The 12,442-nt window shown below is 51.5% G+C and carries 8 protein-coding genes; 4 read left to right on the top strand and 4 right to left on the bottom strand.

Translation table 11 applies throughout. The features are described 5' to 3' along the window. Positions 1 to 25: 25 nt before the first annotated feature. The 4 genes from AC6I8X_RS20860 to AC6I8X_RS20845 all read right to left on the bottom strand — a co-directional run bounded on the left by AC6I8X_RS20860 (position 26) and on the right by AC6I8X_RS20845 (position 4,432). Complete coding sequence (locus tag AC6I8X_RS20860) at positions 26 to 757, bottom strand: helix-turn-helix transcriptional regulator (RefSeq protein WP_313682343.1); 732 nt, start codon at positions 755 to 757, stop codon at positions 26 to 28. A 237-nt stretch (positions 758 to 994) separates the two neighbouring features. Then, positions 995 to 1,471: an N-acetyltransferase gene (locus tag AC6I8X_RS20855; protein ID WP_313682341.1), complete on the bottom strand. Its 477-nt coding sequence runs from the start codon at positions 1,469 to 1,471 to the stop codon at positions 995 to 997. 122 nt (positions 1,472 to 1,593) lie between these two features. Then, positions 1,594 to 3,105 carry a pyridoxal-dependent decarboxylase gene (locus tag AC6I8X_RS20850; RefSeq protein WP_497841340.1) on the bottom strand — a complete coding sequence of 504 codons (1,512 nt, stop codon included), beginning with the start codon at positions 3,103 to 3,105 and terminating at the stop codon, positions 1,594 to 1,596. A 439-nt stretch (positions 3,106 to 3,544) separates the two neighbouring features. Further along, positions 3,545 to 4,432: a MurR/RpiR family transcriptional regulator gene (locus AC6I8X_RS20845; protein ID WP_299450159.1), complete on the bottom strand. Its 888-nt coding sequence runs from the start codon at positions 4,430 to 4,432 to the stop codon at positions 3,545 to 3,547. 444 nt (positions 4,433 to 4,876) lie between these two features. Here AC6I8X_RS20845 and AC6I8X_RS20840 point away from each other — a divergent pair, with 444 nt between their 5' ends. The 4 genes from AC6I8X_RS20840 (at position 4,877) to treY (ending at position 12,432) form a co-directional block, all read left to right on the top strand. Beyond that, positions 4,877 to 7,006, top strand: coding sequence for a TonB-dependent siderophore receptor (locus AC6I8X_RS20840; protein WP_497841339.1), 2,130 nt, complete (start codon positions 4,877 to 4,879; stop codon positions 7,004 to 7,006). 16 nt (positions 7,007 to 7,022) lie between these two features. Then, positions 7,023 to 8,111, top strand: a complete 1,089-nt coding sequence (locus AC6I8X_RS20835; protein ID WP_497841419.1) for an ABC transporter substrate-binding protein — start codon at positions 7,023 to 7,025, stop codon at positions 8,109 to 8,111. A 101-nt stretch (positions 8,112 to 8,212) separates the two neighbouring features. Further along, on the top strand, positions 8,213 to 10,000 hold the full coding sequence (treZ, locus tag AC6I8X_RS20830) for a malto-oligosyltrehalose trehalohydrolase (RefSeq protein WP_497841338.1): 1,788 nt from the start codon (positions 8,213 to 8,215) through the stop codon (positions 9,998 to 10,000). After that, positions 9,997 to 12,432: a malto-oligosyltrehalose synthase gene (gene treY / locus AC6I8X_RS20825; protein WP_497841337.1), complete on the top strand. Its 2,436-nt coding sequence runs from the start codon at positions 9,997 to 9,999 to the stop codon at positions 12,430 to 12,432. The genes treZ and treY overlap by 4 nt, the downstream gene beginning before the upstream one ends. Positions 12,433 to 12,442 lie beyond the last annotated feature (10 nt).

The following is a 12,442-nucleotide window of genomic DNA, read 5'->3' as shown; positions in this document are numbered from 1 at the left end:
TGGCAGGATATTTTCCCAATCAGATTTATTTATCTGAAGGATGGGAGATGATGTTAAGCTCGATTGCCAGACTGATAGCATGCTTTGCATTCTTAACACCCAGCTTTCTGACAATATTTCCCATATGAAATTTTACAGTACTGACGGTGATATTAAGTATGCGGGCAATTTCAGGGTAAGTTTTACCGGTACTGCTCCAGTAAAGGATCGAGTTCTCACGAGAGGATAAGGTACTTTCTGCAGTCTGTTGAGGCTTATTTTCTTCACGATAAAGATGAAGCAACATCTCATGGGTGTCAATTAAAAGTCCCTGAAGATCATTTTTATGCCTTTTAACCTCTTCATTAATATCAGCCATTAAAAACTTATTAATATACAATGACAATACTGCCAGATTATTATTCTGATCATGAAGAACAAACGTTTGACCACTAATAATATCATAATAAGGCTTTACCGCACTGAATATCTTGTCTATGGTCCATTGAGAGTTAATCTGCAGACTTTCATCCCAAATAAGTGGAGAAACACGATTTAATGCATTAATAATAATAGGATCTATGTATTGATGTTTATTCTTAAAGTAAACATCGGTCCAATACTCCGGAAAGTCAGTGACGATAATCATATCGTCTGCGTTCCTTTTATTCATAACCCCATACGCGTAATTCATCTGACCATATTTTGCCAAGTTTTTTTCTAGATGATTCTTTATAATTTCATTTTTTTTGGAATCCGAAAAAAAACCTCTATTCATTTACTTATTCCTCGGAGCTGACTGTCCAAAATTAAATATTCACTTTCGATAAAGTAAAGTAACCTATAGTGCTATAGTATAGCAGATATTTCTCATGACCCAGCAAGAAGAAACGTCTCTTTTTGTATGAGAATCAGCTTAGCATAGGCTGTAAATCATACATTATCATTCATGCCATCACTAATTAACTGAAAACAATCAGTTTTCAATATCCAATTTTCATAGCTTTAGCCCTGCTCATTGTGGTTCTCGCCAGATTGGATACAATTCAGGAAATCCCTCTATAATAAGCGGCGCTCCTGCATCACGATAACCAAATCGTCTGACCAAGGTACGGGTACTATAAGTTGTACATTCGGCATAGCAAGGTAATTTTTCCTTATCAAGAATAATATTTAGGTGACTAAATAACTTAGCCACTATTTCGCCCCCTCTGCACAAGCGTGAAACCGCAACAGCGAATACATAATAATGTGATGGTGTACGTGGATGATAGTCGTCCAGCCCATTCATAAGTGCCGACACTGCCATATAATCCTTTCCGCATTCCTGACGCAGTTGACTATAAATTTGAGCATTATCATCTGCGGTCATTTTCATCAATTCAGGACCAAAATATACCAAAGCACCCGAATTATTTTCGGTAACAAGAATACCACCAAACTTTTGGGCAAGATCAACGTAAACGCGAAAAAACCCCAACAACGCCTTCATACGTTGCTCCCGATAAGTGCCGGTAAATACAACTTTGAGTACTGGGTCGTTATAGAACTCAGAAGCCAGAAGATCACAGACTATGTCCAGATCTGAATCCTTAGCATGTCTACATTCCATGTTTATACCCCTGAATATTTATCACTGGTATCGTCGCTGGAGAGACCCTGTTCAAAAAAGGCATCATTTCGCTGCAACGCCTCAACAAGACTATCAATTGCTGAGCGCGTAACGTGTGGCATCACCACAATATGTGCCAGGTCCCCTCTGCTACTCAGGTGGAATTTTTGGAATATCTCTTTTCCGGGGCGGGTAAAAACCACCACCAGCGACTGTGGACCCCGTTCCACGCGGAACGATGGATGAATAACTTTGATGGTGGTTAACTGTTCATACGCATAAGCGGCCAATTGCTCGCACTGCGCAGCAATCCGACTCTGCATCGGCTGAGATACGGTATTCACCATATACCAGAGAAATAATGCGGACATACCATTACGCGAACCACACAATGTTGTATCGGGAGAATGAATATATTCAGGCAGCGTGGCGGGCTGCATCCGGTATTTTTCTTTCGTCATATAGATTCCGGATGCAAAGGGAGCGCCATACCACTTATGGGAACTCATTACGATAGAACTCACAAAGGGCAGACGAAAATCGAACTGAGGTCCCTTCACTTTGCTGATCTTGCTCTGATAAGCCATTTCGAGATAGGGCAAATATGCCGCACCAAGCGCACCATCAATATGGATCCAGAAATCAGGTCTGCTGTCACCCTCAGTCTCGATACAGAAATCATGTCGTTCAAGGACAGGAGATAGCTGTTGCCAGATAACCTGCGCATCATCAAATCCTCCCTGAAATGTGGTGCCCACATTCAGCACTATCATCGGCGGATGTCCATGTGCGGCGAAAAAATCAACCAACGCCGTTAACGATTCAGGATTCACCGCACCGTGTTGATCGACTGGCACTCCATGTGGCCATTTACCATCCGCAGTGATCGGGCACTGACCGGGAAAGTATTTATCACCCATTTCCTGAAAGGTGGTGATACCCAAAATGCTGGCACATTTCTCTAATGAATAATGCGATTCCTGAGAATAATAAAGTACAGGAACAGATAACTCTTTTCGTTTTGTTTTACCTGAGGCCTGATTCACCTGGAAATACTCGCGTGCACTCCACAGTGCATACATATTCCCTTCCGTGGATCCCATAGCCAACACATAACCCCAGAATGACTCTTGAGTTAACGGCTCTCGTAATTCTGCATGCCAGAGCTGGCGGAAATACTCGAGCACCTCCTGCTCCAACTCACGCGTATGTAGCAGCACTGAGGTATTCTCAAAAGGATCACCAGCATTATTCAGGTGGATATTTATAAAGGGAGAAATAGCGGAATAGTCGAATTTTTGACTTACCGGATAGCCTAAAGATAATTCCTGTTGACTGACAAGATTAGTGTATATTTTATCAAGCCGCTTTCTCACCTTATCGTGCACACAAAAGTTGGTAATAGTGAAAGTATGAGGACGTTTTACATGCCTGATAAAAGAATGCGGAATGGTCTTGCCAAACTTTGCCTTCGCGACTACAAATGTTTTGCTTACGCCCAAAGAATTTTCCATATAAACATCTCCATTGTGGGGTGCGGAACGTATTATGTTAGCCCCCATAACAAATCAATATGTTATGGAGGTCATGACAAACGCGAGTCAGGCAATTTGCCATATTTATAAGACTTATGCTGTGCACTGGCTAACAAATTGACTGTCTAACGCCCAACAGCAAGCTAATGATATAAATCTGGTGTCTCATAAATAGGGGTAACAAAAAAATTTTGTACCTTTAGTCAGCCAGCACCAGCACGCGACGCCAGCTCTCCTGCCGCATCCGGTCTAACTCTGGCTGGCTTCGGCGGGGCAATTCTCACGGATAAACAGGTTAAACGGTGTGATGTTGTCGTGCAGGGCAAACTCATCGCTGCGGTTGAAACGACGCGCCAGCGGTACGCGCGTTGAAGTCGCCAGCCTGCGGGCTTAACGGGAAAACGAGGAGGGAGCGCAGTTATTTTTTACCGGGCTTCATGCTGCGATTCAGATCCTGAATACGCTTCATGGTTTTCACGGTACGCGACGCAGTGGCCGATGCTACCGACAAAATCAGCATCTCAAGGCACACCAGCACCGTGCCATGCAGCGGCATACGGCCATCCTCACCACCGCGTGGCACATTAATCACCACGTCAGCCTCCTTAGCAAAAAACGAATCGGTGGCGTTGGTCAGCAGAATAATCGGGATACCGAGGCGTTTTGCCTCCTTAACCGTGGTGATACCCTCCCGATGCGCCGACTTTTGCGCCATCATGATCAACACATCACCGCGCTGTAGCGCAATCAGTTGCTCAGCCAGCGCCACACCGGAGCGGTTAAGTGCCACCGCCGGGATCCCGATACGCACAAATAAGCGGCGGCTGTAATCCGCCAGCACGCCTGACGCATTAATACCAAACAACCCCACCTGACGCGCTTCAATTAATAACGCCACTGCCGCAGAGATTGCCTGACGATTATGCGGTTCAGATAGCGCATCACAGGCGCGTTTATGTCCGCCTAAGACAAAATCAATGCCGGAATTAATATCACAGGACAGTTCTCCGACCGTGGTAATCATTTTTTCTTCGGAATTCATCGCCGGTCCAAACCAGGCGACCAGCGTTTTTTTTAAATCACGTAATCCGGCAAAACCCAATGCCTGAACGGCACGAACCACGGTGGCATCTGAACTCTGCGTCGCGGCAGCAATTTCCATCGCTGTCGCTTCTACCACCGCCTCACGATTTTCATGGATATAGCGCACCACCGTTTGCAGCTGAGGAGAAAGTCCCGCAGCTCGTGCACGATAACGCTCACCCAACACATCGACCCGGTTTTTTATTTTATTGCCTGATGCCATTTTCTTATCCGAACTGATTGTTTTACCTAAGATTGTTGATAAATTCACCGCAGTCTCTTCATTAGACTGTAGTAACAACTATCCATTATCACTGTAAAAATTACATAAAATAAAGCAAAAAATCATTAAAAAAATCACGGAAAATTCCTTTAAATTATCTTTTATTCAACATGTTATATCACAGCATAGTCTGCTAACCCTTCCTGGCACACTGATGTAGTAATTTGATGATTTTTTGCATTTACTACTACATTCGTTCATGTTTGAATGATTCTCAATTACATTGAGGTCGCCTCACAACGGCTTCCTGCGTTAAATAAAATAATAATACCCAGATAATTAGCAATGTTTATCAGAGCAACACATCTGGCCTGATTATTAAAAAGGCCGGCGATTTCTTCATGGATGAATATAACCAGACAATGAATACCAGGTTTACATTAAATGAATAACAATCAGCCGTTCGCTTTTAAAAAGAAACCTCATCCGGCCATTATTGCGGCTATTTATGGGGTGGCGATTTTTACACCAGGAATCAGTTTTGCCGCTGAGGAAAATAATACTCTCACGGTAACAGCACAGGAAAACAACGATCAGGGTTATAACGCCACCAGCAGTTCGGTCGCCAGTAAAACCCCGACACCCCGTGTCAATGAAGCGCAATCCGTCAGCGTGGTGACGCAGCAACAGCTGGAAGATTACCAGGTCAGTAATCTGTCAGAAGCCATGCGTTTTGTCAGTGGCGTAACCGAGGGTAATACCCTCGCGGGAACCGAGGATGGTTTTGTGCGCCGCGGCTTTGGCAGTAACTCGGATGGCTCCATCTACCGTGATGGCGTCCGCAGCAGCCAGGGGCTGAACTTCGATGCTACCACCGAACGTGTGGAAGTGTTAAAGGGATCAGCCTCGCTACTGTACGGCATTCAGAATCCGGGTGGTGTGATCAACGTGATCAGCAAAAAGCCGCAATATGAATGGCACACCAAAGTCAGCGGACGCTACGCCAGCGAAGGCGGCGGTGCAGGTACGGTGGATGTCACTGGCCCGCTCGGCAATGGTTTTGCCTTCCGCTTGATCGCGGAAAAACAAAACCAGGATTACTGGCGCAACTTTGGCGTTGATAAACACACGCTGATCGCGCCCTCACTGCAATGGTATGGCGAAAAAGCCAGCTTCCTGATCAGTTATGAAGATTATCAGTACGATATCCCTTACGATCGCGGCACGGCATTTATCAACGGTAAGCCGGTAAATATCGGTTATAAGGATCGTCTGGATGACAAAGCCAATCACGCCTGGGGCCACAATAAGACCCTGAATGCCCATTATGACTGGCAGTTCAACGACGACTGGAGCACCCGTCTGACTTTCGGTATGAATCAGCGCCAGTATGACAACAACGAAGTCAGGGTCACGGCCATCAATACCACCACCGGAGCCGTGACGCGCCGTGCTGATGCCAACCGTGGTTTTAACCACAAAACTAAATATGTCTCCTGGGATGTGATGGGCACGCCGGAAATCTTCGGCATGACACACAATCTGGTGGTCGGTACCGATTATGAGATGAACCAGACCTACCGCGCGCATCAGTATCAGGGCAAATCCAACAGCGATTTTAATCTGTATGATCCACAGTACGATTTGCTGTCGCCGGTGACCGATAGCAGCACCGAGAAAACCGCCAACGCCAATCTGCTGAACCGTATTCACAGCCGCTCGGTGTATGCCAAAGACAGCATCTCGCTGACCTCCAACTGGATCGCCGTCGTCGGCGGGCGCTACCAGCATTATGAGCAACGCGCTTCACAAGGCTGGGATCCGGTGGTCGAAACCCTGAACGATGAAGGTAACAAGTTCCTGCCGCAGGCCGGGTTGATCTACAAACTGACGCCAGATGTGTCGCTGTACGGCAGCGTCAGCAAATCGTTCACCCCTTCAACCGATGTGGATGATGATGGTAACGTCGGTAAACCCGAACAGGGCACCACCTGGGAAGTGGGCAGCAAGTGGCAAATCTCGCCGCGTCTGTTCGCCAGCGTGGCACTGTATCGTATCGATGAGCGCGATATGTCGCTCAGCATCAATGGTGAAACCCGTGCCATTGATAAAGCACGTTCCAGTGGTGCCGAGTTTGAGTTGAACGGTGAAATCCTGCCGGGTTGGGATCTCAGCGCCAACTACAGCTATGACAAGGCGGAAATCGTTAACGATGGCGAGGATTCAGCCAATAACGGCAACCGCCTGCAAAATGCGCCGCGCCATTCTGGTGCACTATACCTGAGCCATAACCTGACGTTTAACGCAATTCCGGGTGATTTCCGCGTCGGTGGCGGTGCACGTTATGTGGGCGCTCGTGCGGGCGATCCAGAAAACAGCTTCACCATGCCGGATTACATCGTGGCTGACAGCTTTATTGCCTGGAACAATCGTCTGCTGGGCAACAAAACCCAGCTGAAACTGAATCTGAATAACCTGTTTAATAAACATTACTACACCTCAAGCGGCGGCAATCTGCGTGTGCGTGAAGGTGCCACCCGAAACTTTATGCTAGAGGCCAGCGTTGAATTCTAAGGCGATCATTCTCAGGATGGTGGCGCTGCTGCTGATGCTGCTGAGCAGCGCCGCGCTGGCAAAAACCATCACCGATATCGACGGCAACCCGGTGACGATTCCCGACAATCCCCAGCGCATCGTGCTGGGGGAAAGCCGCATGCTGTATACGCTGGCGATGCTCGAGCCTGGCGATCCTTTCCAGCGTATTATCGGCTGGCCACAGGATTTGAAAAGATACGACAGCCAGATGTGGGACATTTTCGCCCGCAAGTTCCCGCAGATGCTGAAAATTCCGGTCCTTGGGGCGGGCGGCACTAATGACATCAACCCGGAACAGGTGCTGGCGCTCAAACCGGATGTGGTGATCCTGCCCAGCCTGGCACGTTACGACGATGGGGATTTACGTCTGGTGGCGATGCTGAAAGCAGCACACATCCCGGTGGTGAAGATCGATTTGCGTGTGCATTTGCTGAAGAACACCACGCGCAGCGTGCAGATCCTCGGTGAAGTATTGAACCAGACGGCGCGGGCCGAATCGTTCAACCGTTTCTATCAGGCGCATTTGCAGGTGATTCAGCAGCGGCTGGCGAGTTATCACGGACCAAAACCGACGATACTGCTGCAACTGCACCTTGGGCGACGCAACGAATGTTGCGTTACGGCCGTCAAAGGCAGCCTCGGCGAGTTACTCACTGCCGCCGGTGGCGACAACATTGCCAGCAAAACCGTGCCGGGGGTGTTTGGTCGTCTGAGCGAGGAAAGCGTGATTGCCGCACAGCCAGAATATTACTTCGCCACCGGCGCGGGTGATAACAATGCGCAGGGCGTGCTCAGGATGGGTCCGGCAGTGGCACCTGATGCGGTACAAAGCAGCTTCAGCGCCATGACGGCAAAACAGAATGGTTTGCGCGAGTTGCAGGCATTGCATAACGGCCATGCGGCGGTGATCTGGATGAATTTCTATCTCAGCCCGTGGCACATCGCCGCGACCGAATTTATGGCGAAAACGCTCTATCCGCAGCTATTTAGCGATGTGCAGCCTGAAGAAACGCTAAAGCAAATCTTCCACGATTATTTGCCCATTCCCTACAGCGGCACCTGGTTTCTCCCCATGCGCCCGTAGCCCTGCCTGACCAGGTCACCATAAATGGTGACCTGGTTACATCCCCGCCGTGGTCTATGCTTGACTGTCACAGGTTATTTCCTGACCGGCGAGGCGATAAAATGGAGTCCTGTTTATTTCATAAAAGCTGGGGTGCTGAGTACGCGCCAGATGGCAGTGTGCAATTCCGTCTCTGGGCTTCCGGCCAGCGCCAGGTGACTTTACAGCTGGCAGGCGTTGACATACCGATGCAACCCTGCGGCGATGGCTGGTTCGCATGGCGGGAAGCGCAGGTCGCACCCGGTACGCCCTATCAATATCTGCTTGCCGACGGCACTCTGGTGCCTGACCCCGCCTCACGCGCTCAGCAGGCCGGGGTGAATGGCCCCTCGCTGGTTATCGACCCCACCACCTATGCCTGGCAGCACCCTGACTGGGCCGGTCGTCCGTGGGAAGAAACCGTGGTGTATGAGCTGCATATCGGCACCTTCACGCCACAAGGCACCTTCCAGGCGGCAATAGAAAAGTTGCCGCAGCTTGCTGCTCTGGGGATCACCATGATTGAGGTGCTGCCAGTCGCACAGTTTGGCGGCAACCGTGGCTGGGGCTATGACGGCGTGCTGCTGTACGCCCCGCACTCCGCCTATGGCACCCCGGATGATTTCCGTGCCTTCGTGGATGCCGCGCACGGCTGTGGCCTGACGGTGGTACTGGATATCGTGCTGAACCATTTTGGCCCGGAAGGTAATTATCTGCCGCTGCTGTCGCCGGACTTCTTTGATCAGCAAAGAATGACCCCATGGGGCGCAGGCATTGCTTACGATGTTGATGCCGCCCGCCGCTATATCACTGAAGTTCCGCTGTACTGGCTGACGGAATTTAATCTTGATGGCCTGCGTTTCGATGCCATTGACCAGATAAAGGATCAAACCGAACCGCACGTTCTGATTGAAATTGCCGAACGCATTCGGCGCGAAATCCCTGACCGGCATATCCACCTCACCACTGAGGACAGCCGCAACGTCATTTTTCTCCATCCGCGCACCTCAGACGGTTCCGTGCCGCTGTTCACCGCTGAGTGGAATGATGATTTCCACAACGCCATCCATGTCTGCGCGACAGGGGAAACCCACGCGTACTATCAGGATTTTGCCGATCATCCAGAAAAACATCTGGCACGGATTCTGACTGAAGGCTTCGCTTACCAGGGGGAAGTCTCTCCCCACAGCGGCAAAAAGCGAGGCGTCACAAGCACCGGCCAGCCACCTGTCGCCTTTGTCGATTTTATTCAGAACCATGATCAGGTCGGCAACCGTGCCCACGGCGAAAGGCTGCTCACCCTTGCCGGGACCGCACGAATCCAGGCATTGTTCGCCACCCTGCTGCTTTCCCCCCATATCCCGCTGCTATTTATGGGCGAGGAGTTTGGCGAGACGCAGCCATTTTTGTTCTTCACGGATTTTCACGGCGATCTCGCCAGGGCGGTGCGCGAGGGGCGTGCCCGCGAATTTAACGGCCATACCGGACATGAGGGGACCGGCGTGCCGGACCCCAACGCACAGCTCACCTTTGAGAAGTCAAAGCTCGACTGGTCAAAACCCGGCAGCCCCGAGGGCAGGCAATGGCTGGCGTTGACCAGACAGTTGCTGGCGGTGCGTCAGCAACATATCGTGCCACTGATCCGTGACGCCGACTCCCATAACGGTCGCGTTATCGCCGCAGAGGATGGCTTTATCGCGGTCAGTTGGCGCTTCCCGGCAGGCACCCTGGCGCTGGCGCTGAATTTAAGCCATATCGCGCACCCCCTGACGGAGCTGCCAGGTGAAACCCTGTTTGCCTGGCCGCTGGCGGCAGACCCACTGCCGCCCAATGGGATGACCGTACGTTTGTCTGCCGGAGATAAGCCATGATTTTGCCAACGGCAACTTACCGTATTCAGTTCCGCAACGGCATGACATTTGATCGCGCTGCCGCCCTGGTGCCCTATTTAAAAAAACTCGGCATCAGCCATTTGTATGCCTCGCCAGTCTTTACCGCGACCCGCGATTCGACCCACGGCTATGACGTCACGCATGCCACACAAATCGATCCCTCGCTGGGTGGCCGCGCAGGTTTTGAGCGCATGGTGCAGGCACTGAAAAGCGCCGGTCTTGGCCTGATACTCGATATCGTCCCCAATCATATGGCAGCCTCGCTGGAAAATCCGTGGTGGCGCGATGTGATAGGCCACGGTGAACACAGCCGCTACGCCCACTATTTTGATATTGACTGGTCACGCCCGCTGACGCTGCCGTTTCTGGGCGACACCTTTGCTGAAGCACTGGAAAAAGGTGAGATCAGCGTCCGCGCTGATCCCCATAGCGGCTTACCGACGCTCGCGTATTTCGACAATTTTTACCCACTGGCGCTCGACAGCTGGCAGGGACTGAATCTCGAGGACAAGGTGGACATTGCCGCCTTGCACGAACGCCAGGCTTATCGGCTGATATGCTGGCGTGATGCCGCAACGGACCTTTCGTATCGTCGTTTCTTCGAAATCACCGGTCTGGTGGGGGTTCGGGTGGAAGATCCCGAGGTCTTTGCGGCCACACATCAATTGATTCTGGCACTGGTGCACAGCGGAGCCGTTACTGGCCTGCGCATCGACCACGTTGATGGGCTTGCCGATCCACAAGGATATCTGGAACGTCTGCGTCAGCAGGTAGGGCCAGATTGCTATATCACGGTGGAAAAAATCCTCGGGGCAGAGGAAGCGCTGGCAGCCGACTGGCCCGTTGCTGGCACCACTGGCTACGAATTTATCACCGCGCTGGCTGATGCGCTGGTTGTCAGTGATGGCATCAAGGCCCTGCGCCAGGCCTATCCTGCCAGAAACGATATGGCCGCGGAATTACGTGCGGCAAAAGCGTTAATGGTTGATCGAAATTTTGCCGGAGAATTCAACCGTCTGCTGGCGCTGGCAAAGGATATTGCTCAGGACGCGTTCGCTGAAAACACACTCCGCAACGCCCTGCGTGAACTGCTGCTGGCTTTTCCGGTTTACCGCACTTACGCCACTGCGGAAGGTTTACCCGCTGCCGATGAGGCGCTGCTGCAAACTGTGGCGGTAAACATTGGCGCAGAGACATCCCCCGAGGCCCTTTCTTTTATCACCGGCCTGTTTCACGGCGAAGCCGCTGATAATCAGATCGCGCTATTTCGCACCCGCTTTCAGCAATTAAGCGGTCCTTTGATGGCAAAATCGGTGGAAGATACCCTGTTCTTCCGCCAGTGCACGGCGCTGGCGTTAAATGAAGTCGGCGGCGAACCGCTGCCGCAAGGCTTCTCTCTGGCGCGTTTCCATGCCGCGATGCAGACACGACAACAGCAGCAACCACAAGGACTTTCCAGCACGTCCACGCATGATACCAAGCGGGGCGAGGACACCCGGGCGCGGCTTTATACCCTGAGCGAAGCGCCAGAACGCTGGTCTGCCGCCGTTACCCGCTGGCGGCAGATGCATCAGGCACATATCAAACCCCTGCCGGCCGGCCCGGCACCCGGACCTGCGGTGGAATGGATGATGTATCAGGCACTGGCTGGCGCCTGGCCGGTGTCGCTGAAGCGGGATGATGCTGCCGGATTGCAGGAGCTGGAAACCCGATTTGTGGCCTTTGTGGAAAAAGCGCTGCGTGAGGCAAAACAGCGCACCGATTGGGCTGAAAGCAATGAATCCTATGAAGACGCAGTGCTGGCCTATGCCCGCCAGCTACTTTCCCCCACCAGCCTGGTTTTTTTGCAGGATTTTACCGCCACGCTACAACCCTTTATCCACGCCGGGCTGGCAAACAGCCTGAGTCAGACCATCATCAAACTGCTGGCACCTGGCGTGCCGGATATTTATCAGGGCAGCGAGGCGCTGAACTTCAGCCTGGTCGATCCTGACAACCGGCAACCAGTGGATTTCGCGTTGCTGGAGCAGTGGCTGCACAGCCCCTCTTCGCAACCCGATAGCTGGCTGAGTGGTCAGTTGAAGCAGCAGACCATCGCAACCCTGCTGCCGCTGCGTCAGCAGCATCCGGCGTTGTTTCGCGACGGTGATTATCTGCCGCTGACAGCCAGCAGTGACCATCTGATTGCCTTTGCGCGAGTGCACCCGCAAGCGACGTTAATCGTGGTGGTCCCACGCCTGCCATTAACCGCCTTTGCCGGCAACCTGCCGCAGCCGTTACCGACATGGCAAATTGCCCTGCCTGAATCACTTGCCCATCGCCGTTATTACAACGTGATAAGTCATAAAGAGGAAGCACTGGCCGATGTCCTGATTGGTGCCCAGCCATACCTGGTATTGCTCAGCAGCTAACGAAAAATGC

The organism is Pantoea sp. X-Soil-TKNS-1280, from assembly GCF_059730475.1.
This window is presented reverse-complemented; position numbering and strand designations above follow the sequence as displayed.

What these genes read in the sequence shown, in the direction of transcription:
- AC6I8X_RS20860 (WP_313682343.1), bottom strand. Translation starts at nt 757, where the DNA reads ATGAATAGAGGTTTTTTTTCGGATTCCAAAAAAAATGAAATTATAAAG.
- AC6I8X_RS20855 (WP_313682341.1), bottom strand. Translation starts at nt 1,471, where the DNA reads ATGAAGGCGTTGTTGGGGTTTTTTCGCGTTTACGTTGATCTTGCCCAA.
- AC6I8X_RS20850 (WP_497841340.1), bottom strand. Translation starts at nt 3,105, where the DNA reads ATGGAAAATTCTTTGGGCGTAAGCAAAACATTTGTAGTCGCGAAGGCA.
- AC6I8X_RS20845 (WP_299450159.1), bottom strand. Translation starts at nt 4,432, where the DNA reads ATGGCATCAGGCAATAAAATAAAAAACCGGGTCGATGTGTTGGGTGAG.
- AC6I8X_RS20840 (WP_497841339.1), top strand. Translation starts at nt 4,877, where the DNA reads ATGAATAACAATCAGCCGTTCGCTTTTAAAAAGAAACCTCATCCGGCC.
- AC6I8X_RS20835 (WP_497841419.1), top strand. Translation starts at nt 7,023, where the DNA reads ATGGTGGCGCTGCTGCTGATGCTGCTGAGCAGCGCCGCGCTGGCAAAA.
- treZ (WP_497841338.1), top strand. Translation starts at nt 8,213, where the DNA reads ATGGAGTCCTGTTTATTTCATAAAAGCTGGGGTGCTGAGTACGCGCCA.
- treY (WP_497841337.1), top strand. Translation starts at nt 9,997, where the DNA reads ATGATTTTGCCAACGGCAACTTACCGTATTCAGTTCCGCAACGGCATG.